The sequence below is a fragment of the Vagococcus hydrophili genome, assembly GCF_011304195.1.
Taxonomy (GTDB): domain Bacteria; phylum Bacillota; class Bacilli; order Lactobacillales; family Vagococcaceae; genus Vagococcus; species Vagococcus hydrophili.
Genome location: NZ_CP049887.1, coordinates 511010 through 537269 on the forward strand (window position 1 = coordinate 511010; position 26260 = coordinate 537269).

Sequence of the window (26260 nt, forward strand, 5' to 3'; positions counted from 1 at the left end):
TTGATTAAAGAAAAAAACAGTAGACTAGCTACTGTTTAAATCATGTTATCTTTATTCTCAAAATAGTATTTTCTAATTCGCTCAGTTACACCAGGTTCAATTCTTTCGATAGCTTCAGATATTGTATCTAAAGCATCCTCGTAAAGATGTTCTCTGGAGAATAAACTTAAGCTTCGATCAATCGCATTTTTAATTTCTGGATGAGAGAAACGGAAACGGTTAGCGTGTTGAATCATTTGCTCAGTTAAGGCAGCACTATCGATTAAGTTGTTTGTTTTTTCTTTTAAGGTTGCGATATCTTCTTCGCATAAACCAACTAATCGATCGATATGACTCATATCTATTCTAATCTTGTTAAGCTCGCGACTTAACTCCTCTATTCTTTCACCTGCTACAAAGAAAAATTCTAAGTAACTACTTGGTATGCCTGGCAATCGTTGCTTCTCGATATGTCTCTTCAATGTTCGCAACTCTAATTCATAGTCATCGATCTTCTTAACGGCGTCTCTTTCTCTTGGTGCAAAATCTTTAACAGATTGCCCAGTTTCGATTTGACCCTCTTCAATATCTTTTAATTGATCTAGACTCTCACGGTAAAACGCAGCGACTTGTGAAAAGACTGCTTGTTTGTTTTTAAGTTTTTCTTCTGTTGCATCGAACTCTTTTTGCATTTCTTCCATTTGCGCTTGGAAACCACGAACTTTACCTAACTCATTGCTATTTAAAACATAGCTTTGAGAAACATGATCTAATTCAATTAGTATCAAATGATTGTTCTTATCCGCATGCTCTAAGAAGTTAACTAACGTCGTTTTGTTTTCATTAACATAATGACGGGCTTCTATTTCTCTTTGCATGATATCGTATAATTGATCAATCTCTTTGGCAATCTCAACATTAAGTTTACCAACATTTTCAACTTCTAATTTCTCTAAGTTCATTAAAGTTGAACGGACTTTTCCGTCTAACTTATCAACATTAACTTGAACCACATCGTTCTCAAACACGTAGTGATCTTTATTTAATGCTGCATACCCATCTTTAATTTCCTTTAATTGCTTAGGAAATACTTTATCTAAAGTCTCAAATAAAGGTGGTACTTGATCAATTATTTCTTGAATTTCATATGTTCTTATTTCAGCTTTTTCTAAAACAGTACGAGCTTCCATCGGGTCGCCAGCTGTATTTAAAGCTACAAATTGTGTAAAGTCACGCTCTACATTTTGAATTTGTTTTTCTAATTCTTTGTAAGAAACACCATATTTATCTGGATCAGAAGTCACAGATTCACTAATTGTTTCATAAGCATCTAAAGCTTGTTGTACTGCTTCAGAGTTTCTTACTTCACTCTCACGTAAATCGCTTAATCCTTGACGAATTTCTTCAACTTCTTCTTCCATAGTTTTCAGTGTTAATTCAGCTTCTTCAATCGAATCTTTTACTTTAATAAAACGGAATGTTTCATTTAAGTTCTCAATTTCAAAAATCAGGCTTTCCAGTTCAGCAAATGATATAGTAGAAATGTCTATCCATTTTTGGTTCCACTCTCTAAAGGTGTTTTGACTTTGACCTACTAAGTGCATTTTTTTGACGTCATCAACTTCTTCTAAAACTGGCAAATCGAACAACGCTATCTTGCGTTTCTCTAAATCCTCCAGTCGGTCTTGATTTTTTCGTCTCATAAAAAAGGCGGCTAAATAAGTTCCTGCGGCTAAAATAATAACAATTAAAATTAGCCATAACCAAAATTTAGTATTCATGAAATTTCCTCCATATAATGTTAGTCACCACTACCCCTTCAACTCACCAGAAAAAAACAGCTATCAAAACTTCTCTTTGGACGTTCTAATGCTTGTCATTCATTGCAATCGATCTCTATATTAGAAAATTTACATCTACCAAATATTATAACATACTCAAACTTGTGTATCACTAATAAATTATTAAAATGAGGGATTTTTTTCACTCTTAATAAATTCTTCTGAAATTTTTCATGATTTTTATCCAATAACAATTGGAACTTATTGCTTTTAATGTCACTTTTCTGTATTCTATAACTTAAATATTCTTATAGGAGGTTTTTATCGTGAAGGTTGTCAAATTTGGTGGTAGTTCGTTATCTGATGCCACTCAACTCAAAAAAGTCTTAAAAATTGTTAAAGCTGATACAGAACGACGGTTCATCATTGTCTCAGCTCCGGGAAAACGACATGAGACGGATATTAAAGTAACTGATTTACTGATTCAATATGCCGATGCTTTTTTAGCCAATCAATCAACAGAAATGGTTGAGCTAGCCATCATTGAACGTTATCAACAAATTAGTGAGGAATTTAACTTGAAGTCTGCTCTCCCTGAAATTGCGAGCCATATCCATCAATTAAAAGAAACAAAGCATAGAGATCAAGCAAGAGTGATGGATTTATTTAAATCAAGCGGGGAAAATTGTCATGCCATGCTAATTGCTGAACTCTTTAGTGCAAATGGGGTCCCTGCAACTTACGTAAATCCTAATGACGCTGGGATCTTAGTTGAGGATTTGCCGGGAGAAGCTATTATTAAACCTGTCGCCTATACTAAAATTAAGCAGTTAAAAGAATTAGATACAGTTGCTGTGATTCCTGGTTTCTTTGGCTATACAGAAGAAGGTGAAATTTGTACCTTTTCTCGTGGAGGGTCTGATGTGACAGGCTCAATTATTGCAGCTGGTGTCTCTGCTGACTGCTACGAAAACTTTACAGATGTGGATGCTATTTATGCTGCCAATCCCGGTTTAATTGCCAACTGTCAGCCAATTACTGAATTAAGCTTTAGAGAGATGCGTGAGCTAAGCTACACTGGCTTTAGAGTGCTACATGACGAGGCTTTGATGCCAGCCAGACAAGCCAACGTTCCGGTTATTATTAAAAACACCAATAATCCTGAGGCTCCTGGAACAAAAATTTCCGCTCAAAAAGTATCTCATCCAACACCTGTCACTGGGATTGCAGGGGATTCTGGGTTCACAAGTATTTATATAAGTAAGTATTTAATGAACCGACAACTTGGATTTGGTTATGATGTTCTGAAAATCTTTAAAGAATTAAACTTACAATTTGATCATATGCCTTCTGGAATTGATGATATTACTCTTATTATGAGACAGAATCAGTTAACCACTGAACTAGAAAACACATTGATTTCACGTTTAACAACAGAACTTGAGCTTGATGAAATTAAAGTCATGCACAACATCTCGATGATCGCTCTTGTAGGCGAAGGTATGAAAAATAACATTGGGGTGGCATCTCGAGCAACTTCAGCCCTTTCTAAAAAACATATCAACTTAGAAATGATTAACCAAGGATCTTCAGAGGTTAGTATTTTATTCGCTATTGAAGACAGCCATACAGATGAAGCAATCAAAGCACTTTATCACGAATTTTTCTAGGGCTGGAACAATTAAAAAGCACTTCCCTTCAACAAAAATGAAGGAAAGTGTTTTTTTTATACTAATTCTTTTCTGAGACAGACACACAACGCATCATCAATAAATTCACCGAAATTAGGGACAATCTTAAATCCAGCTTTTTCATAGAAACGGATAGCCCCTTTCATCTCAGAACCTGTTTCTAAAACCATTTGTTTAAACCCTTGCTTCTTAATAGTCTCTTCTAAATTTCTAAGAATTTCTGTGGCTACTGGTGTGCCTCTGTACTCTTCTTTGACATACATTCTTTTAATTTCTGGTGTCTCTTTATCTAGTAATTTCCAACAACCACAACCTACTGGAGTCCCTTCAACATAAGCAACAATTGCTTCCTGCATAGAAGACAACTGATGATGATTGGCATAAGAGGTATTGACGTCCTCTCCCCATTCTTTGATAAAGAATGAATTTAATTCAGCAACTAAATCTTTTAACTCAGGATTATCCGTCGAAACGATTTTGATAGCTAGCTGATCCATCCACTTACACCCCTTCGTTTATTTGTCGAGTAATTTCTTCTTTAATCTTTCCTTCTGGCGCAAAGTCTTTTACCCAGTTATCTGGTTTTAAGACTTTTCCAGTTACTTCATGATAATGCGGTTTTCCATCTGGGAATATTTTCCCCATATTGGCTTGATGAACAATATTAAAAATCGGTGTCGGATCAATATCCATCATCACAAATGAACCATACGTGAAATAAAGTAAATCAATCAAACCATCCACTTCATCTACAAGAGGCTCGACTTCTTTCTTTTTCTCCAACACTTTTTTAGCTTCCACATCGATGGTTTCTTTTAAATAATTTATACTTTCGTTGAAACCAGCTTCATCTCCTGCATTTGCCGCGTATAAAAATTCGATGATTTCTTCTAATTTGAAGCCACTACGAAATTCAGCTTGTTCTTTAGTTAGAGCTTTGGCTCCTTTATGCTTAATTGGATCAAAGTGTTGATGAAATTCTTTTACTTGGTTAAATGGTGTTTCCACAAACATACCTCTTTCTTTATCTAATAATTTTTAATTCTTTTAAAGCTTTCATAATCCCGTCTTGGTCATTGGTATCTGTCACATAATCTGCTAAATCTTTGATGTCCTCTGCCGCATTTCCCATAGCAACACCAACACCAATTTCTCGTAACATCTCTGTATCATTCCAACTATCACCAAACGCAATGGCCTCACTTTTATCAATACCGTAATGAGCTAACACTTGGTTAATACCGACTATTTTTGAGCCACCTTTAGGAATAATATCCACAGAATAAGGGTTAGAACGGGTAAAATGACAATCAGGAAATAACTCTTCTAATCGAGTTTGTTCACTCTCAGGACTTAATAGCACACACTGATAGATTGGCTGAGAAAAAATCGGCAACTCCATAAATTTTGTCTCATTCTTTGGTAGTACATTCCATTTTTTTATAAATTTTTCTAAATCTTTTGCCGAATATTTATCTGGAAACAAATGATAAAGTTGTTTCAGCCAACGTCTTTGTCCCATTTTCATTGATTGACTTCCATAAAATTCTTTACGCCCACCAAAAATCAATTGGCGATTTTCTTCATCTGCAAACTGAGCTAAACGTTCTAGTGTTTCATTTTCAAAATAATGTTCATAAATCCCTTTGGTATGCGAGAATACTAATTGCCCATTATATAAGACGTAAGCATCCATTGGTAAATTGCCAATCAAACTCGCCATTCTTTTAGGGCCTCGTCCTGAAGCAATACAACAAATAATATCTTGTTGATGTAATTTTTCTATACTTGAAATCGTTGAAGGTAAACACTCGGCATTACTGCTTAAAAGTGTCCCATCAATATCAAAAAAAGCTGCTTTTATCATAACTAATCCTCCTAAAATAAAGATGTTTGTTCCGGGTTTAATCCTTGATATTCTAACCCTAACAGTTCTTTTAACAACATTCCATTAGGCGCTGCATCTTGTGCTGAATTATTATTAAAAATCACGTAGTTATCTACTGCAGACAACTGGGTAAAAGCATTTCCTAATTCTGTTAACTCTTGTTTCGAGTAACAGTATAAGTTTCTCTTTTTACGCCAATCTTCACTATTATCCAACCAATTACCTTTATTTCTTCCATGAAGTCTTGCAAAGACAAAGTCCGGATTGGTAATTGAAGTATCAAAAGGAACAGAATGAAGTGCTACTTGAGGTTGATCTACTATCACTAATGAAAATTCAGCTTGCTTCATAAAGTTAAGCATCGATGCTTTCATTTTTTCATCATACCAACTGCTATTTCTAAATTCGACGGCAATCCTTTCTCTTGGATAATACTGACGAATTTTCTTTAAATAAACGACATTTTCCTTTGTACAACTAAAACTTGCGGGGAATTGAAATAAGATAAAAGCTAGTTTTTTAGATGCTTTCAAAGGCTCTAAAAACTCTTGATAAGCTAAAAACATCTCCTCTTCACTTTCGTAATACTCCTCCCATGAACTATGTTTCGTCATGCCTTTATAGACTTTTAAAATAAACTGAAACGTACTCGGTGTTCTATCTACCCAATTTTGACTCGTTTTGGCAGATTTAATACCATAAAAGCAAGTATCCAATTCCACTACTGGAAAATAGGACGCGTATTCTTCTAGGGTTAATTTTGATTTACCTAGTAAACTGCCATGTTCATGAAAAGTTGTCATACCAATCTTTATCATGGGCCTCACCTCTATTTATTATTATAGCAAACTTAAATTAAAAAGACCGCTAGACTGAATTAATCTAGCGTCTCATATTAAAGAGATAATATTGATACGACTGATTGTTTCATGTCACTCACATTAACAACACGGTCATGAAGAATTGGTAAATCAACCAATTCTAAAACTGATTTAGGAATTTCTAAGCCTGTTAATTCATGTAGTTTTTCCACTTCATCTGTATCTACCTGTTCACCTAGAAAAACAGCTGGGAACTTGTAAGGACTTGCTGTCGAGACAATCACCGTTTTTAAAGGTGTGTTCGTTTCCTTTTGATGGTCTTCTGCTACTTTTTTGGCAACAGCTGTATGTGGATCAATCACATATTTATCTGCTTCAAAAACAGCTTTCACCACAGTTTCAATCTCACTTTCCGTTGCAAAACCTGAATAAAATTCAAGTAATTCTTTTTGTTCATCCTGTTCTAAGGAGTAACTACCTTGAACATCCAAATCTGACATGAAGCGATTTAAGCGCTGAGTATTTCCTTTAGTTATCGTTGCTAAAAGTCTTTCCAAATTACTAGAGATTAAAATATCCATTGAAGGTGAGTTAGTCACAAAGAAATCACGATTTTTATCATACGTTCCTGTCTTAAAAAATTCGGTTAAGACATTGTTTTTATTGGAAGCACAAATTAATGTTTCAATAGGAAGTCCCATTTTTTTAGCATAGTACGCAGCTAATATATTACCAAAATTCCCTGTTGGAACAGAAACATTAATTTTATCACCTAATGTTATTTCTTTAGATAAAACCAGTTGTTGGTAAGCGTAAAAATAATACACAATTTGCGGCACTAAACGTCCAATATTAATCGAGTTAGCTGAAGAAAAACGCAACTTATTATTAGCCAACAATTGGTTAAGCTCTTTATCATTAAACATCTCTTTAACTGCCGTTTGCGCTTCATCAAAATTACCATTAATTCCTACGACAAACGTATTCTCTCCTTTTTGAGTTAACATTTGGCGCTCTTGAATAGCACTCACACCCTCTTTAGGATAGAAAACAATAATTTTAGTATGCGTCACATCTGAAAAGCCTTCCATGGCAGCTTTTCCTGTATCTCCTGATGTTGCTGTTAAGATAACAACATCTTCTTTTATTTTCTGTTTTTTAAGGGATGTTGTCATAAGATACGGTAAAATAGAAAGAGCCATGTCTTTAAATGCTAGGGTTGGCCCATGGAATAATTCTAAATAATAATCAGAGCCAATTTTTTTGATAGGCGCGATTAGTTCATTGGTAAATTTTTCATCATACGCTTGAACAATACAACTTTTTAATTCTTTTTCTGAAAAATCTTCTAAAAAAGGTTTCATTATATCAAAAGCTAACTCTTGATACGTGTTATTTAAGAAACGCTGATTTGTTATCTCATAGCGAGGAATTTGGGTTGGAATGTATAATCCTCCATCAGCTGCTAAACCATTTAGAATCGCTTGAGAGGCGGTTACTTCTTCATTTAGACCTCTTGTACTCTTATACTTCATCTCTTTTTCCTCCAATTAAAATACTTTTGTAAAAGTATAGCATACTTCTCTCATTATATTTTAACATTTTATGATTATTTATCACCTAAACTGTATTTTAACTGTGAGATAAAGAAAATAAATTTCGATATTTTTAATCTAAAAAAAATAAACTTTGTTCTTTAGGCGCATCAGTAACAACTTGCACCTCTTCAAATTCATCATTTAAATCAAATATTAACGTATCTTGAGTAACTGAAACCACTACTTGCGGAGCAAACGTAACCAGAAACATAACTACACCTAACAAAACAACACTAACTTTTCTTTTCATACCAACGCCTCTTTCCTGTTTTTAATTGAGTTAAGTATACGTCAAACTAGCTAAAATAAAATCACTAATTTTGTCGTGAAAACAGACAAACAAGCGTGGTGAAAAAGGCGCTTAGCTCTGAGAAACTGGTTAAAATTTATTTGAATAAACAAGAAAAAGACTGACATTCCAGTCAATCTCTTCTTGTTATCATATTCTATTGATTTTCCAACTCTGTTAAAATTTCATCCATTGTTTTTGAACCAAAAATTACTTTTTCACCATTAATAATAACAGCTGGGACACTCATGATTTTTTTCTCTTTTTTAAGTTCAGGGAAAAGACTTGTATCAATCATCTCTGCAGTAACATTATGATTAATTGAGGCAATACGTTGACAAGCTGCTACAACATCTGGGCATAAGTGACAACTTAAAGACACACAAACTTCTATTTTAGCATCCTTCAAATTAGCAATACGTTCTTTGGTTGCTTCAGTCATTTCTTGACCTTGACTTCCTACGTTGTAAACCGCTAAAACTAAAGAATTAAGTTCATGACCACTAGGCACACCGCTAAATTTAATACCTGTAAATTCAGCTTCACTATTTAAAATAGCAAGCGACGGCATACGTGTAACATCAAGCTTAGCTTCTAGCTCTGTATTTTCACCTTTATTCACTGATTGGTAGCTTATTTTATCACTTAATTCAGAAAATTCTTTAGCAAAACTTGCTAATTCAACTGATTTTTGATTAGAGGCATCTAATACATGAAGTAAGGTCACTGTTTTCGTTAATTTTCCAAAGATACCTGATAACTGCTCTTTCATAACTTCTGGGAACCAATTACCTGGAGCTGCTTGTGCTGCTTCTTTTTTAGCTGGTTTAGAAGCGACTTTTTTAGTTTCTTTAGGTTTAGCAATTACTTGAACTGCAATTCCTAATGTCTCTTTTAATTTTTCCACATACTGCTGTGCTTTTGTGGCCGCAATCGCACCATCTGCTGTTGCTGTTACGATTTGACGTAATTCTTTAACTCTTAAATCACCAGCAGCATAAACACCAGGGATATTCGTTTCCATATTATCATTAGTTGGAACAAAACCACGTCCGTCTAAGGTAACCTGATCTTTGATTAGAGAAGTATTCGGACTACTTCCAGCAAAAACAAACATACCAAAAGAACCATCTTCTTCACTTGCTTCAAAAGTTGATTCTTCCCCTGTTTCGTTGTTAACAAAGATAGCTTTTTGAAGAACGCCATCACCAGTAATTTCTTTTACCTCAGTATTATAGGTAATTTCAATATTTGGATGTTCTTTGGCTAAATTGGCCGTTGCTGGGGCACAGGTAAAGTCAGGTTCACGAATAATCATGTAGACTTTTTTAGCATATCTAGTTAAGAAAACTGATTCTTCCGCTGCTGCAAATCCTCCACCTAAAACAAAAACATCCATCCCTGTGAATAACTCTCCGTCACACGTTGAACAATAAGCAATCCCGCGACCCGTGAACTCTACTTCTCCAGGAAAACCAATTTTATTACGTGACGTTCCTGTTGCTAACATCACTGCATACGCTTTAATTTCTTTGCCATTAGCATCAATTAAAACTTTAACATCCTCTGAAAGTGAAGTCTTTACAATATCACCTGTCATAAATTCACAGCCAAATGATTCAGCCTGCTCACGCATTTCTTCAATTAAAGTTGGCCCTGTTGCATCTTTGACACCAGGATAGTTGGCAATCATCGAGGTTGTCACTGTTTGACCACCAATTTTATTTTTTTCAATAATTACCGTATTTAGCATTGAACGTCCAGCATAAATACCAGCAGATAAAGCTGCTGCTCCCGCTCCAATAATAGCTAAATCATATATTTTTTCAGTCATTTTTTACCCATCCTTTAAAAAAGAGACTGGAAACAATTATCTCCAGTCTTCTATATTTTACTCTAGTATTTTAAGGCTACTTCTTCAATGAATCCAATCAATTGAAGCAAAACTCCTTTAAACACACTCTCTTATAATTTACCTACTAAGTCTAAACTTGGTGCGATTGTATCTTCACCTGGTTTCCAGTTTGCTGGACAAACTTTATCCCCATGCTCTTCAACAAAAATTGCTGCTTCTAACTTACGAACTAATTCATCTGCATTACGACCGATTCCCATATCATGGATTTCGTACGCTTTAATTTCACCACGTGGGTTTAAAATAAATGAACCTCTGTAAGCTTGCCCTGCTTCTTCTTCCATAACTTCAAAGAAACGTGAGATTTTTCCATTTGAATCAGCTAACATGGTGTATTCAATTTTACCAATTGTATCTGTTGCATCAGCCCATGCTTTGTGGACAAAATGACTATCTGTAGATACAGAGTAAACTTCACAGTCTAGTTCTTTAATTTTTGCATAGTGATCTTGTAAATCGCCTAATTCTGTTGGACAGACGAATGAAAAATCCGCTGGGTAGAAGAAGAAAATACTCCATTTACCTAAAACATCTTCTTTATTTACCGTAACAAACTCACCTTGACGGTATGCGTCTGCTTGAAAATCAAATAATTCTTTATTAATCATATTAGCCATGAAAAAAGCCTCCTATTTGTTTGTTAATTACTACACTAGTTATCCTAACAAATTAAAATAAGTTTGTCAAAAGAATAATTATAAATAAGATTGATTATCATTTATAGTTAAAATCCTTTATATACATAGATTAACACACAATAACCAGTGACAATTCATCACTTTAATTGAGAATATAGTAGAAGTTTTCATGTTATATTAAAACATATCCACATATCAACAGAGTTATCCACAATATATAGACTTTAAACAATAACAAAACACAATATAAAGTGTTACAAACCATTCTCAATAAAATAAAAAGTAGAATGAGCTAAGTCACCCTACTTTTCATTTAATAACTATCAATAATAATCTTTGTTTTTACGCTTTCTTGATACGCTTGATCATAACCATCTAAAATTCTAACTAAACAGTCATCCATTAAATCTGGTTCAATTTGATTAAACAACATTCTATTTAAAACAAATATCTCCTCAAATTGATTGTTTTTAATAAACTCAGTAATTTCTCTAGGGCTTTCATTATTTTGAATAAGAGGGACTAAATTAATACCATGATTATTAAATAATTCTCTATCATTAAGTAATTGTGATTCTTGATCTAAAATAAGATTGATTTTTGTATATTTTTCAATATGGTGCGTTAGCCAATAAATTAATAATTCTTGGTGAGAATGAAAGTATAAATCTTGATATTTAATATACTCTAATTGATTGTTTTCTATCTTGATTGTGATAGCCACATCACCATTAAAATCAAAGTATTTTTGAACTTCTGATTGCTTATCTACTAACTCTCGAACCATAACTAAGTACCCATCATTGTAAACTTCGATATATTCTTTTTCTTCATTTACAAAATGATAGTACTCTAAATGTGTATCTGGTTGTTCCTTAATCGTTAACGTCGTCTTTTCATTATCGTCATAATAATATTTGATACCATCCTCTTCTTTTGCAAAAAAAGGGATAAGCGCTTCTTTTCGACTATCATTGACACTAATTTTACTTGATTTTGATTGTGATATACCAATTAAATCATCAAAAAGATTATGCACTGAAACACTTTGTGGTAGCCAACCCATTTTTTTATAATTCACGATTGTATTTAAAATATCTGAATTAAAATCTAATGTCGCTACCTTAATATTTTTATTAAGCAACAATAATTTATTCCAAGATCTAATCGAATCTGCCTCACCTTGACTTAGCTCTTTAGGTAATTCTTCCGTTACGATGACATAAACCTCATTTTTCAAAATATTACTAAGAATTCCTTTTGAATTTCCTTTAATTTTAAACAATCGTTTTTCAATGTATTCTTTTTGATTTTTTAATAAATGAATATTATCAGTTAACTGCATTATTTTTTGAGTATTTTCTTCTATATCTTCTTGAACTCTTATTTTTTTTCGTTGATTATTTACTTCAAAACTTTGAAGAACATCTATTAAATCACCTGTTGCTTCTTTCTCTTTACAAAAATAATCATCAAAAGAAATTTTTTTCTTCTCGATATTTTTAGTATTCATTTCTAGTTCTTCTAATTTTATTCTTCGATTTGAAATATTGTCAGCTACCTCAACCATTTTCCCATTATATACATCCATCGTTTCAATTTTAGCTTCATCCAGAGTTAAAATACGTTCAATTCTCTCTTTTCTTTGCTCATTTAGTTCAATTGAATCGTTAATTTCTTCTCTTTTTATCTCTAATTTTTTTAATCTTAAAACATGTTCTGAAACTTCTTTATTAAAGTCAACGTTTTGTTTGTCTAATGTTTTAAGCAATTTCGTGTAGTATTTGTTATCTTGTTTTAAAAATTCCAATTCAAGTTGAACACTACTTAGTTCTTGCACCAAACCTTTTTTTTCTTTATACAATTCATAAATGATTGTTTCTTGGATCATATCCTGCTTCAAACTAATTTCATTATATTCTTCTTCAAGGGAACTTATTTTTGTTTGAATTTCTGGTTTTAGAGTAACTGGCACTTCTGTAGATTTTGACTGCTTCTCTTCTAGGTTACAGCTAAATGATAATTTCCGCTCCATTATATTTCATCCTTCACCTTTAAATAAACAGCCTAAGATGCTCTCTTAAGCTGTTTATCTTTACTAATTTATACTATCCTTCTTGCTCTTCTTCTTTTTTTCTTTTCTTGAAAAATAAAGTTGATGCTCCTAGCATTGCGCCCAATCCGATAGCTCCCATTGCTGCATTATTGCTTTCATTCGTCTGAGGTAATCGCCCTCCACTATGATTACTTGAAGTATTACCATTTCCAGATTTAAGAGTACTATTTGTTGGTTTATATGACATTGGCATAACGCTATTGTCTTTATTATTTCCACTATCTATTGAATCGATTAAATCATCAATTGATAATCCATCATCTTTAGATCCATTGCCGTTATTGTCTGAGTCTGAATCGTCGGAATCTGAGTTGTCGGAATCTGAACTATCTGAATCTGAGTTGTCGGAATCTGAATTATCTGAATCCGAGTTATCTGAATCTGAATCGTCGGAATCTGAATTATCTGAGTCTGAACTATCTGAATCCGAGTTATCTGAGTCCGAATCGTCTGAGTCGGAATTGTCGGAATCCGAGTCATCTGAGTCTGAGTTATCTGAGTCTGAGTCATCTGAATCTGAATCTGAATCGTCGGAATCTGAGTCATCTGAATCCGAGTTATCTGAATCCGAATTGTCTGAATCTGAGTTGTCGGAATCTGAATTATCTGAGTCTGAGTCATCTGAATCTGAGTTATCTGAGTCTGAAGCATCTGAATCTGAGCTATCTGAATCCGAATTGTCGGAATCTGAATTATCTGAGTTGTCGGAATCTGAATTATCTGAGTCTGAGTCATCTGAATCCGAATTGTCTGAATCTGAGTTGTCGGAATCCGAATTATCTGAGTCTGAGTCATCTGAATCCGAGTCGTCGGAATCTGAATCGTCAGAATCTGAATCGTCAGAATCTGAATTATCTGAGTCTGAGTTATCTGAATCCGAGTTATCTGAGTCCGAATCGTCTGAATCCGAATTGTCGGAATCTGAGTCATCTGAATCCGAGTCATCTGAGTCTGAGTTATCCGAATCTGAGTTATCTGAGTCTGAAGCATCTGAATCCGAATTGTCTGAGTCGGAATTATCTGAATCTGAGTTATCTGAATCTGAGTTGTCCGAGTCCGAGTCGTCTGAGTCTGAACTATCTGAATCCGAATCGTCTGAATCCGAATTGTCGGAATCTGAGTCATCTGAATCCGAGTCATCTGAGTCTGAGTTATCCGAATCTGAGTTATCTGAGTCTGAAGCATCTGAATCCGAATTGTCTGAGTCGGAATTATCTGAATCTGAGTTATCTGAATCTGAGTTGTCCGAGTCCGAGTCGTCTGAGTCTGAACTATCTGAATCCGAGTCGTCGGAATCTGAGTTATCTGAGTCCGAATCGTCTGAATCTGAATTATCTGAGTCTGAGTCATCTGAATCTGAATCGTCTGAGTCGGAATTATCTGAATCTGAGTTATCTGAGTCTGAATCATCGGAATCTGAACTATCTGAATCCGAGTTATCTGAGTCCGAATCGTCTGAATCTGAATTATCTGAATCCGAATTGTCTGAGTCCGAATTATCTGAATCTGAATTATCTGAATCTGAGTTGTCTGAATCTGAATTATCTGAGTCTGAGTCGTCTGAATCTGAGTCATCGGAATCTGAATTATCTGAATCTGAGCTATCTGAATCCGAGTTATCTGAGTCCGAATCGTCTGAATCCGAATTGTCGGAATCTGAGTCATCTGAATCCGAGTCATCTGAGTCTGAGTTATCCGAATCTGAAGCATCTGAGTCTGAAGCATCTGAATCCGAATTATCTGAGTCTGAATCGTCTGAATCCGAATTGTCTGAGTCGGAATTATCTGAATCTGAGTTATCTGAATCTGAATTGTCTGAATCTGAGTTATCTGAATCCGAATTATCTGAATCTGAGTTGTCTGAATCTGAATTATCTGAATCTGAGTTATCTGAATCTGAGTTGTCCGAGTCCGAGTCGTCGGAATCTGAGTTATCTGAGTCTGAGTCATCTGAATCTGAATCGTCTGAGTCGGAATTATCTGAATCTGAGTTATCTGAATCCGAGTTGTCGGAATCTGAATCGTCTGAGTCTGAGCTATCTGAATCCGAATTGTCTGAGTCTGAGTCATCTGAATCTGAATTGTCGGAATCTGAATTGTCTGAGTCCGAATCATCTGAATCTGAATTATCTGAGTCCGATTCGTCGGAATCTGAGTTGTCTGAGTTATCCGAATCCGAAGCGTCTGAATCCGAGCTATCTGAATCTGAATTATCTGAGTCCGAATTGTCGGAATCTGAGTTGTCGGAATCCGAGTCGTCAGAATCTGAATTTTCTGAATCTGAATTATCTGAGTCTGAGTCATCTGAATCCGAATTGTCGGAATCTGAGTTATCTGAGTCCGAATCGTCGGAATCTGAATTATCTGAGTCTGAGTTGTCGGAATCTGAATCGTCAGAATCTGAATCTGAGCTATCTGAATCTGAACTATCTGAGTCTGAGTCATCTGAATCCGAATTGTCGGAATCTGAGTTATCGGAATCCGAATTATCTGAGTCTGAGTTGTCGGAATCTGAATCGTCTGAGTCGGAATTATCTGAATCTGAGTTGTCGGAATCCGAGTCGTCGGAATCTGAGTTATCTGAATCTGAATCGTCGGAATCTGAATTATCTGAGTCTGAGTTGTCGGAATCTGAACTATCTGAATCTGAGTTATCTGAGTCCGAATCGTCGGAATCTGAATTATCTGAGTCTGAGTTGTCGGAATCTGAATCGTCTGAGTCGGAATTATCTGAATCTGAGTTATCTGAGTCCGAATCGTCGGAATCTGAATTGTCGGAATCTGAGTTATCTGAATCTGAATTATCTGAGTCTGAGTCATCTGAATCCGAATTGTCTGAATCTGAGTTGTCGGAATCTGAATTATCTGAGTCTGAGTCATCTGAATCCGAGTCGTCGGAATCTGAATCGTCAGAATCTGAATTATCTGAATCTGAATTATCTGAGTCTGAGTCATCTGAATCTGAGTTGTCCGAGTCCGAGTCGTCTGAGTCTGAACTATCTGAGTCCGAGTTGTCGGAATCTGAATTATCTGAGTCTGAGTCATCTGAATCTGAACTATCTGAATCTGAGTTATCTGAGTCCGAATCGTCGGAATCTGAATTGTCTGAATCTGAGTTATCTGAATCTGAATTATCTGAATCTGAATCGTCTGAGTCTGAGCTATCTGAATCCGAATTATCTGAATCTGAGTCATCTGAATCCGAATTGTCTGAGTCTGAGTCATCTGAATCTGAATTGTCGGAATCTGAATTATCTGAGTCTGAGTCATCTGAATCTGAATCGTCAGAATCTGAATTATCTGAATCTGAGCAATCTGAATCCGAATTGTCGGAATCTGAATTATCTGAATCTGAACTATCTGAGTCTGAGTTGTCTGAATCTGAATCGTCTGAGTCGGAACTATCTGAATCTGAATTATCTGAGTCTGAGTCATCTGAATCCGAATTGTCGGAATCTGAGTTGTCGGAATCTGAATTATCTGAGTCTGAGTCATCTGAATCCGAATTGTCGGAATCTGAGTTGTCTGAATCTGAATCGTCCGAATCTGAGTCATCTGAATCCGAATCGTCGGAATCTGAATTATCTGAGTCTGAGTCGGAATTATCTGAATCTGAGCTATCTGAATCCGAATTATCTGAGTCCGAAGCGTCGGAATCTGAATTATCTGAATCCGAGTTATCTGAATCTGAATTGTCGGAATCTGAATTGTCTGAGTCCGAATCATCTGAATCTGAATTATCTGAATCCGAGTTATCTGAGTCCGAAGCGTCCGAATCAGAATCATCTGAGTCTGAATTGTCTGACTCTGAGTTATCTGAATCTGAGTTGTCCGAGTCCGAATTGTCTGAGTCCGAATCATCTGAATCCGAATTGTCTGAATCGGAACCATCTGAATCTGAGTTATCTGAATCCGAATTATCTGAGTCCGAATCATCTGAATCTGAACTATCTGAATCCGAGTTATCTGAATCTGAGCCATCTGAATCCGAATTGTCTGAATCGGAACCATCTGAACCAGGATCAACATTATTATCGAAATAGTTATCTAAGTTTTCCTTAGACTTGTTCAATTCTTTTGTCGCTTCATCAATTTCACTTTGAGTTGCTTCTGGGTCATCTAATATCTCTTTAGCTTTTTCTCTAGCATCTTCAAATTCATTATAAATATCATCTGGATATTTACTGTCATCATTGGAATAACGATTATCATTTTCTGGATTTTCTGGATTAGTTTCTTCATAAACTTTTTCCAATTCAGTCTTATCTACCTCTGTCGTATCATTTGCAACTAGATTTTCGAAGGCTTGTTTCAGAACTCTGTAAGCTTCATCTACTTGCTCTTGTGTCACATCTGGATTTTCTAAAATAGCTTTTGCATTTTCTCGAGCTATTTCAAACTCTCGGTAACTTGCAGTTGTGTACTTATGATCAGTATTCGATGTATTTTTTACATTTGAATACAAGTTTTGCAATTTAGATTTATCGACTTGATTTTCTTTATCTACAGTAACTATAGTTTCATTTCCTAGTTTGTCATTGTATCCCGCTTGATGACCAACTAATCGAATGGAAATTTCATCTTTATAAGATAAGGTTGGTACATTGATTGAAAATGTTCCATCAGGATTAAGAGTGCCTGTGTAAACAGCCCCACCATTAATTTGAACTTCCGCAGTGTAGGTTCTGCCATTTGAAAAATCATTATTAATTGATTTTCCAATAATCACATTATCATTAGCAGAAGGTTGTTTTACTTCAATCGGTTGAAGTTTCCAATCTTCCCATGATTGTGATAATTGAACGATTGCTTCAGAAATATCACTAAATTTATCCTTTTTGTTTGGTTGATGGCCGACAATTTGAACTTCTACTTTGTCATCAGCATTTAGTTTATCCACTTTGACCATGAAATGACCATTACTATCTAACTTACCACGATATGTTTTAGTACCATTCACCGTTACAATCACATCATAAGTTCTACCTAATGAGTTATCATTTGGTGCAGTCCCTGTCACGTATTCTTTTCCTTCAAATAAATCATCTATTGATGGTTGTTTTACTGTCCAATCTTTATATAAATCATCCGCATTTTTCACTTTAATTGTTGTTATATTAGATGCTAGTTCATTGCCGTTTTTATCTTTCACTGATTCGCCATTTCGATAAGCAATCAATTGGGCCGTAATAGTATCGCCTACTTGAAGCGGTGTTTCCAGACCATCTAATTTAAATAAGCCATCTTTTGTTACTTCAACTTCACCGGCTTGTTGACCATTAATGGTAATTCGAATTCGGTAATCGCCATTATCAATATTAGGAACTAACCCACTAATTGATGTATCTCCTTCAGCTGCTTGATTTAGCAATGGGTCTGGAACGCCCCACTCTACATCAGCTTGCGTAATTTGTGGCATCACATCTTGCAGTTGTTTACCAACACCAACTAATGTACCTGAGCTATTTAGCTTTCCAGCGTATACGAAGACTTGTGCTTCTACATAACCACCAAATTCAAGCGGTGTTCCTACATAATATTCAAATTCTCCGGTTTGACGATCCACACTTACTTCTGATAATTGAATCGCTTTTCCGTCAGGTGAGTAGTAAGTTAATTTCACTTTATATACATTTAGATCATTTGGATTAAACTCAACATAGTTGCCTTTTTGATCCATCATTCCTGAAATATTACCAGAGATAACTTTGCTACCATTTTTAATTGGATCAAGAGTTACTTCTGGCGCTTTCGCTTTACCAACACTCCATTCTTGGGTTGTTGATTCTGAAACAAAGCCGCGTGCTTTATTTTCTCTGATAACAGTGGCTAAGATAACATCTCCAGCATTAAATCCTTTAGCTGTAATATTACCGTATTTATCAGCTTCACCATAAACAAACATAAACGTATTGTCATCATTTAAATCCGTAAAGCCTAATAATTCCACTGAACCATCAGCATGTTTCACTTCAATTCGAACTTTATAGGCATCATCTTTCAAATCAGTGTTATGATTTTGTTGGACACGTCCATGAATCACTGTACCACCACTAACTAAGACATTTCCTAATTCCGCAGACGAAACAGGTACTTGAGCAGTTCCTTTGTCACCACCTAGACCGGATGTTGAACCATTTGATTTTCCATTTGAATAATCATTGTTTAAGGCTGTTGTAGTCCCTTCTGTTTCTTCTCCCACAAATACGATTGGTTTTTTGTTTAGCTCTGTAATAACACGCATTGTATTATCACCTTCAGTATTTAGAGGAAGATACGTGTTATGATCTCTAGACCAAGCTGCTAAATCAAAGTCAAAGTCATAATCTGCCTTAAACCAAGTTTGTGGTGCCACTGATTCCGACCATTTATTAGCCATGCGGCGTGTCACAATTCTTAAGGTTGGAATACCATCTGCTGATAAGAAGTACTCAACAGTAATATCATCTGATTGAAGTTGAGATAGTTTTATCTTATCAACTTTAAATGTATCAGAAGTACTAATTAAAACACCTACACCTGCATCTGCTGAGATTGAAACATAGTCTCTCCAATCTGGTGATTCAAAAATAACTTTCATGCTCTTAGGTAGTTCAATACGAGTTTCAAAGCTTGGTGAGTAAACTGCTAAACCAACACCACTTTGTTTTGATTTTGTTTTAAAGGTTAGCTTACCATCTTTAATTACAACATTTTCAAATTCACTCTTCGTGTTCCCCATAGTAACAAAGTTTATTTCTCTTGCTTTAATTAAGTTTTTCTTCGTGTTTTCAATATTTGTTAGCATGTCTGTTAATTCATCTAGCGTTAATCCATAATTACGATTTAGCTCTGCTTGAGAATCTTTAATAACTTTTTCATAGTCATCATAACCAATCACATAATCTTTAGGATTTAGCTTGCTAAAGTCTTTGATATGTTGATCAATTTTCTTACGAACGTCATTTGCTTTAGCTTCTTGATATTCTGCATTATCTAACGCTTCTTGTAACATGACATTAGCATTGTTAATATCATCTGCCGTTGCTTTAGGATCTTTCAAAATATTTTCAGCATTCTTGATACTATTTTTTATCATGAATCCATTCTTATATAAGTCATTTGGTCGACTCGTATCTGAAGAAATGCCTGATGTTTTAGCTTTTTCTAACGTCCCTATCAAACTTTGAGTTGCTTCTTCTTTTGTTGTTACTAAAGAAGCTATACTTTGATTTAGAGAGTCAATTAATTTACTTAATTCATCTGCTTCAATTTTACTTCGATCAATTTTAGATGCTTTCTCAAAGACTTTTTTGAACTCTTGATAAGATTGATTAAGTGCTGTTTCCTTGCCATTATAGTAGCTATAATCAATCTCATCTACTGTTTTACCTGCTTCTAGTGAAACATCTAATTGACTTAATAGATCTTCTTTAGAGATAAGATTGTTTAACGCTTTACTTAAATGATTACTTGCAATCGAAATATCTTCCATTGCTGATTCAGAAGCTGATAAAATATCCTTGGCATTATGAAGTTGAATGTTTAATTCATTCCATGTTTTAGTTGTATATTTCCATTTTTCATTTGGTTTAGAAATAATTTCTGATGCTTCATCAATCAATTTTTGAAGAGTCTCAATATTAGTTGACGGAACCAAATCACTAATAGCTTTTTGTAAATCTAATAAGGCTTGATTTAATTCATTAGCTGTCGCTTTTCTATTTTTATCTAGCTCCAGTGCTTTCTTATAAGCCTCATTCATGACTGAATAACTCTTATTAGTAAAGTAGCTAATTTTTTGTTTTTCAATCGCATCTTTTGCTTCAACATAGGTAATAGATAATTGTTTTCTTAAATCATCTTTGCTAACTAACCCTTTTCTTGCTTGCAATAATTGATTTCTTGCTTCTGAAAGAGATTCGACAGAGGAATTTTTATCACCGTAAATTTTTTCAGCATAAGAAATTGCGACTTGTAGTTTATTATATGATTCTGTTGTATAGTCCGTTTCTTTTTGAAGTTTAGCTTGATTAATCTCTTCTAAAAGTTGCTCCCGACCGGCTTCGCCTACTGCCACAACTGGCACAAGATGTTCCATAGCACGTTTTAGTTCATTAAAAGCACTGTTTAAGGTAGCTGCATTGGGATTTCCTAGTGCTTCATCACCTTTTCTAATAGCTTCTTGTAAAACAGCGAAACTGTATTCTGTATAATCTGAACCTTTGTATTGTTTAGCCGCTGCAATTAATTCCTCTAAACGATTTTGATCCACAGCTGATGGGTCAGTAATACTTGGTGCTTTTAATTGCTCCATTGCGCTATATAGTAATGTAATCATATCTTCAATCGTATCTTGTGTTGCTTTTTCATCTAGTAACGCTTGTTTAGATTGATCCATAGCTTCAACTAGTACTTTATAAGTTGTCCCACTGTATTTAGACGGACTCATGCCTTCTGCTTCTTTTAAAAGTGACTGAAGCGCATCAAGTGATACTTGAGAAGGTTTGACACTACTAATCGTGACTAAATTATTAATCGCATTATTCAGCGCATCTCTGGCAGTATTTACTTGTAATTGTGTAGCTGCACTATTTTCAAAGACTGATTTAGCTGACTCTAAAGCTTTAGATAATTTATCAAAACTTTCGTTAGTATAGATATTATTCTCATTAGAATAGAATTCAGCTACATCAATCGCTGCTTCCAAACCATTCTTATTTACTTCCGTATTTTTAGCAGGTACGCGTTTTAAGTTTTCTTGACTTTGTTTTTTACCAGCATCTCCTTGCTGACCGACAATAACAACTGAAACATCATCGTAGCCTTCTAACGCTTTTGGTAATGTCACACTAAAGTTACCGTATTGGTCAACTTCACCTGTGATAATTTTGCCATTATTGATTTTCACCTGAACATAATAAGTTCGATCATAAGATGAATCTACTTTGACATATCCGTTAATGACTTTATCGCCAATTTGAGGGTCTTTCACAACTGGATGGCTGATTTCCCAGTTTTCAAATGATTCTGGCATACCTATCTCAACATCTGTGGTTGCTGATTTTTCACCATCATAACCTTTTTCTAAACCATGTAAAGTGACTGTAATCACGTCAGATGCTTTAATTTTTTGTCCCAAATCAATTTGAATTCTACCTGTTTCCCTATTTAATGCTCCTTCGTCCACATTAATTTCTACACCATTAACAGTCACCGTTAAATAGTATTTTCTTGTTGGACTATCATCTAGTAACACAATTCCCGTTAAGGTTGATTCGCCTGCTTTTGGTGTGTTAATGGTTGGTTTGTTGACTGTCCATTTATCATTAGCTTCTGATGAGGCAACAACCACACTCTCAACGACCTCTGAACCAGTTACATGCGCTGTTTTACCTGGAACAAATCCGACGATATCAACTTTTACAATTTCCCCTCGTTCGACTTTTCTAACATTAACAGAAAACATTCCGTTATCATCAATATCACCTAAGTAAACTTTGTCACCAATGGTAATTTGAACTTTATAGTTCGCCTCATTAAATTTAACTTCATTTACTGGTGCTTGTCCGGAAATAATCGTATCTCCTTCTTTAATCTGATTAACAGAAGGTTTAGCAATATTCCACTCTACTTTTTTACTCACCGGAGTTGTGTCTGAATTCGTTAATTGAATGCCTGTTGATGTTAAATCACCATTACTGTTAACCGCTCCTTGATAGACATAACCAATCGCTTCGATTCGTCCACCATATTGTAGCGCCATTGATGTGACATAACTGAAATTACCATATTTGTCAGTTCTAACCTCTGCAAGTTCAATCCCTGTTGCTTGCCCTGGAGCATAGTAAACTAAACGAACTGTATAAACATTTTTGTCTGACGGGTCAATTGCCATACTCTTACCATCTTGTGTGGTCAACGTTGAAATTTTACCGCTAATTGTTTTTCCATTTTGTTTAATTGAATTTAAATCAACTTTTGGAGATTTCCCTTTAACTACATTGATTGTTCGGCTATCTGAGGATGTTGATACATCATATTTTTCATTCATTCTAACAATGGTTACTTTAACGTTATCCCCATCTTTAAAGTTTTGCGCAATGATATTACCAGTTTTACTATCCACAACAGTATAGTTAAAAATAAAATTACCATCTTTATCAACTGTTGTTCTACCAATTTCCTTACCATTTAATTCAAATACGGCTTGATATTGGTCTCCATCTAAGCCTTTGTTACCAGTTTGTTTGGCATTTCCCACAATTGTATTGGTTCCATCCACAACTTGTGTATGGACATCGCCTAATACCACTTTATCTTGAACATCTAATTTATTTAAATCACTTAAATTAGCTACATTCTTTTTGTCGCTCATATTAAAAGCATCAATCAAAATACCTTCTTGAAGGACTTTACTTACAACACCTACTTCTGTGTCATCATTTTTTTCCTGAATCGGTAAGACATGACCGTCTTTTAAATACTGTTCAAAATTAAAACGTAAATAATAATTTAATTCAAATTCATTAACAGGCATTAATCCTGTACCAGGTGTCATTTTATTGGTTGTTATATAAAGAACAGGTTGACCATTCACGATCTTGTAAGTTATTTTCAAATCATTTAAAACTTTAGCATCATCTAGTGATAATAGATTTAAAGTTGGATCCCATTTGGCACCAATCCCGGCGATACCACCTGATGTTTTGTCCCCAGATTGAACATACACCGATCCGATACCAACTGATCCAGCTGAGTTGTTGTAAGCAATTTGGACATATTGACGCCAGTCGCCATTTTCAAAGAAAGGAATCAAGTTATGTGGAATTTTTACGGTTGTTTCAAAAGAAGGTTTGTAAGTAAAAAATTGTAATGATGGATTTTTTACTTTTACTTCAACATTGAATTTTCCATCTTTCATCCCTGTATTTTTTCCAATAGAACTATCTGTATTAACTAAAATTGTTTTTGAGCCTTCATCAATTGTTAGATTATTTTTAGCTGTCGTTATCTTGTTGAAAGCATTAGACATATCTTGTGTTGCTACATTTAAATTATCTAATAAATCTCTCGTACTATTAATCGCTTGTTCATACTCTTCGTAACCATGAAGAATTTTCTTACGTTCATCTTCTGTCATCTTATCAAAAATTGAAATTTCTTCTTTCAATTTATTCTTAGCATTTTGGCGATCCGTTGCACTATAGGTTAGACCATCAATGGCTTTTGATAACTGTTCTGTGATGCTCAACACATCTGAGGTTTTAATATCATCTATACTATCCACTAAATCATAAGCTGTTTTGACAACTTGTTGTAAGTTTCGCCAACTTTCAGATGTATACGCACTTTCTTTATCTAAAGTTACTAATTTTTCTAGTTCTTTTTGTAAATTATTAATCGCTTCATTACTAGTTAAGAATAAATGATTCATTGTCATGGCTAACTCATTCACTAAACTGTTTAAGGTATCCGGATTAATCGTTTCTCTATTAATAGCTTTAGCTTTTATTAACGCGTTCTCAAATGATGCCCATGATTCAGTTGTGTATTTAGATTCGTCTTTTTCATAACCTTCCGCTTTGAATAATAAACTGTCTAATTCTTTTAATAAACTAGCTTTATTAACCATAGCATCAATAGCTTGATCTAATTTTTGGTAAGCTTTTGAAATCTCATCAACTGTTGATTTTGAGTTACCCATCACAGCCTCAGCATAAGATAATTGTTTGTTCAAAGTCTCCCAAGATGAACTTGTAAAATTACCTTTGCCTAGTCCAATTAACTTATTCCCTTCATTGATTAAAGTTTCTAAACCTTTTAAGTTTTCAATTTCTACCAATCCACTGATTGCTTGTTTTAATTGCGTGTTTATTTCAACTAAACGATCTGCAGAAACAGTTTTATAATCTACAGTTTCAGCCACTTTTAATTGTTTTAAGACTAGACTTAGGGTGTCGTTTGTATAAACTTGTTTTTGTTTATTATCTTTAATCAATTGATTCGCTTCATTGATGGTTGCTTCTAAGTCTTTACTAATATCATCTTTTGAAACTAAATCATCGATTGATTTCATTAATTGATGATACATATTAGAATACGTATCTGTTGAAACTTTTTCAGCATTCATCACTTTTTGTGCTTTTTTTAGTACATCAGAAAATTCTTTGTAGCTTTCGGAAGTGTACTCTTTACTATCTAAGCCTTGAATCTCATCAATTTTTTCTTGAAGCTCACTCGCCGTTTTAATTGCGACTAATTGATTCACAGCTGCCTGAATTTGATTGTAAGCAAAATAAATTTCGGATTGTGTAGCGTTACTGTTTTTGGAGACTAAAAGCGCATAACTTAAAGCATCATTTAACTGTTTGTAACTTAACGCTGTATAGTCTGTTTGTTTGTACTCACCTGAAACCTCATCCACATAGCTTAATAGGTCTTCAGAGCTGACATTTAAATCACTCGCATGTTTATTCATACGTTCTACGAGTTTATTGATCTCTGTTTGAGTGGCATCTTTTTTCTTTTCCAGTGCTTTCGCTTCATTAATTATCTCTTGTATAAATTTAGCTTTTTCTTGATTAATTGAGCCTAATTTTAATAAATCTAATTCGATTTGTTTCATCAAACTTGTTAAATTGGTCGTATCTACTTGTAACCCTTTTTCTGCAGCCTCTAAAGATTTTAATGCTTTTTCTGCTTCTTCAGTAGTCATCGAACCTTCAGCTACTTTAACTTCTATGTCATTGATAATCGCGCTTACTTTTTCTGCGCTTTCTTTAGAGTAATTTTCTTCTAATTTCTTGCCTTTTAATTCAGCAATTTTTTTATCTAAGTTTTCATTTCCAGTTTGAACAGATGTCTCTTCTTTAGATGTTTTGTCCTCTGTTTTTGCTTCATTCTTATTTTCTTTACCGCTTGTATTCATTGTGCTATTATTTGTTTGTTCAGAATTATTAGTTTCATTAGAAGTAGTGCCATTTGAGTCTGTTGCAGCAGAATCTTTGGTTCCTACTTCTTCTTTGTTTGCTGCTAAAGAAGCGAGATACTCACCCTCAGCGGCCATTAGTTTTCCTACTTGTTGATTCGATTGATCCACAGTCAGTGTACTACTCTCTAACAACTGATACGTTTCACCTAAAACAGCTTGTAAGCTAGAACCTGCAGGCATGTTCTGATATTTTAAACTCATGTCTCCAGCAACTTGACGTAAATAATCTTTTGCGCCAATAATTTCTAAATTCCCTTCCTCTGAAGCTTTAGGTTCTTGTTCAACCTCTTTAGGCGTTTCTTTAGGTACTTCTTTTGAAGCTTCAGTTGGCGTTGATTGTGGTGCTACTTTTGCTGATTTTTCATTAACAACTTCTTTAGATTGCTCTGTTTTAGTCTCATCTACTGCATTTGCTTGTTCTAATTCTTCAGCTGAAACATTGGTTGAGGCACCTGCTACTGTCGCCACACCATAAGCTACCATTGTTGTATAAAGTAATTTTGAAGATTTTTCTTTTTTCTTCTGATTTTTATTCATTTTTTCTTTGTAATTATAGGTTTTCTTACTCAAT

Annotated in this window: 12 protein-coding genes; 1 reads left to right on the forward strand and 11 read right to left on the reverse strand. The window is 34.6% G+C overall.

All coding sequences use genetic code 11. The features are described 5' to 3' along the window. Positions 1–35: 35 nt before the first annotated feature. Positions 36–1760, reverse strand: coding sequence for a septation ring formation regulator EzrA (locus G7082_RS02450; protein ID WP_166033582.1), 1725 nt, complete (start codon positions 1758–1760; stop codon positions 36–38). Between the two features lie 326 nt (positions 1761–2086). Here G7082_RS02450 and G7082_RS02455 point away from each other — a divergent pair, with 326 nt between their 5' ends. Next, on the forward strand, positions 2087–3430 hold the full coding sequence (locus G7082_RS02455) for an aspartate kinase (protein ID WP_166033583.1): 1344 nt from the start codon (positions 2087–2089) through the stop codon (positions 3428–3430). Positions 3431–3486: 56 nt separating this feature from the next. Here the strand turns inward: G7082_RS02455 and G7082_RS02460 are convergent, their stop codons facing one another. The 10 genes from G7082_RS02460 to G7082_RS02505 all read right to left on the reverse strand — a co-directional run bounded on the left by G7082_RS02460 (position 3487) and on the right by G7082_RS02505 (position 26259). Then, positions 3487–3948: a GNAT family N-acetyltransferase gene (locus tag G7082_RS02460; protein ID WP_166033585.1), complete on the reverse strand. Its 462-nt coding sequence runs from the start codon at positions 3946–3948 to the stop codon at positions 3487–3489. A 4-nt stretch (positions 3949–3952) separates the two neighbouring features. After that, positions 3953–4465 (reverse strand): pyrophosphohydrolase domain-containing protein, encoded by a 513-nt coding sequence (locus G7082_RS02465; protein ID WP_166033587.1) that lies wholly within the window; start codon positions 4463–4465, stop codon positions 3953–3955. Positions 4466–4475: 10 nt separating this feature from the next. After that, positions 4476–5318, reverse strand: a complete 843-nt coding sequence (locus G7082_RS02470) for a Cof-type HAD-IIB family hydrolase (RefSeq protein WP_166033589.1) — start codon at positions 5316–5318, stop codon at positions 4476–4478. A gap of 11 nt (positions 5319–5329) precedes the next feature. Next, a complete protein-coding gene (locus G7082_RS02475; protein ID WP_166033590.1) occupies positions 5330–6157 on the reverse strand; it encodes a DUF72 domain-containing protein in 828 nt (275 codons plus the stop codon). A 77-nt stretch (positions 6158–6234) separates the two neighbouring features. Beyond that, the gene (gene thrC / locus G7082_RS02480) at positions 6235–7695 is read right to left on the reverse strand and encodes a threonine synthase (RefSeq protein ID WP_166033592.1); all 1461 of its coding nucleotides are present in this window, start codon (positions 7693–7695) and stop codon (positions 6235–6237) included. A gap of 133 nt (positions 7696–7828) precedes the next feature. After that, positions 7829–8008 carry a hypothetical protein gene (locus tag G7082_RS02485; protein WP_166033594.1) on the reverse strand — a complete coding sequence of 60 codons (180 nt, stop codon included), beginning with the start codon at positions 8006–8008 and terminating at the stop codon, positions 7829–7831. A 196-nt stretch (positions 8009–8204) separates the two neighbouring features. After that, a complete protein-coding gene (locus tag G7082_RS02490; RefSeq protein WP_166033596.1) occupies positions 8205–9881 on the reverse strand; it encodes an FAD-dependent oxidoreductase in 1677 nt (558 codons plus the stop codon). Between the two features lie 131 nt (positions 9882–10012). Continuing rightward, positions 10013–10579: an alkyl hydroperoxide reductase subunit C gene (ahpC, locus tag G7082_RS02495; RefSeq protein ID WP_166033598.1), complete on the reverse strand. Its 567-nt coding sequence runs from the start codon at positions 10577–10579 to the stop codon at positions 10013–10015. 334 nt (positions 10580–10913) lie between these two features. Then, positions 10914–12635, reverse strand: a complete 1722-nt coding sequence (locus tag G7082_RS02500) for a coiled-coil domain-containing protein (protein WP_166033600.1) — start codon at positions 12633–12635, stop codon at positions 10914–10916. A gap of 73 nt (positions 12636–12708) precedes the next feature. After that, on the reverse strand, positions 12709–26259 hold the full coding sequence (locus G7082_RS02505; protein WP_166033602.1) for an LPXTG cell wall anchor domain-containing protein: 13551 nt from the start codon (positions 26257–26259) through the stop codon (positions 12709–12711). Position 26260: the final 1 nt, after the last annotated feature.

What these genes read in the sequence shown, in the direction of transcription:
- G7082_RS02450 (WP_166033582.1), bottom strand. Translation starts at nt 1,760, where the DNA reads ATGAATACTAAATTTTGGTTATGGCTAATTTTAATTGTTATTATTTTA.
- G7082_RS02460 (WP_166033585.1), bottom strand. Translation starts at nt 3,948, where the DNA reads ATGGATCAGCTAGCTATCAAAATCGTTTCGACGGATAATCCTGAGTTA.
- G7082_RS02465 (WP_166033587.1), bottom strand. Translation starts at nt 4,465, where the DNA reads ATGTTTGTGGAAACACCATTTAACCAAGTAAAAGAATTTCATCAACAC.
- G7082_RS02470 (WP_166033589.1), bottom strand. Translation starts at nt 5,318, where the DNA reads ATGATAAAAGCAGCTTTTTTTGATATTGATGGGACACTTTTAAGCAGT.
- G7082_RS02475 (WP_166033590.1), bottom strand. Translation starts at nt 6,157, where the DNA reads ATGATAAAGATTGGTATGACAACTTTTCATGAACATGGCAGTTTACTA.
- thrC (WP_166033592.1), bottom strand. Translation starts at nt 7,695, where the DNA reads ATGAAGTATAAGAGTACAAGAGGTCTAAATGAAGAAGTAACCGCCTCT.
- G7082_RS02485 (WP_166033594.1), bottom strand. Translation starts at nt 8,008, where the DNA reads ATGAAAAGAAAAGTTAGTGTTGTTTTGTTAGGTGTAGTTATGTTTCTG.
- G7082_RS02490 (WP_166033596.1), bottom strand. Translation starts at nt 9,881, where the DNA reads ATGACTGAAAAAATATATGATTTAGCTATTATTGGAGCGGGAGCAGCA.
- ahpC (WP_166033598.1), bottom strand. Translation starts at nt 10,579, where the DNA reads ATGGCTAATATGATTAATAAAGAATTATTTGATTTTCAAGCAGACGCA.
- G7082_RS02500 (WP_166033600.1), bottom strand. Translation starts at nt 12,635, where the DNA reads ATGGAGCGGAAATTATCATTTAGCTGTAACCTAGAAGAGAAGCAGTCA.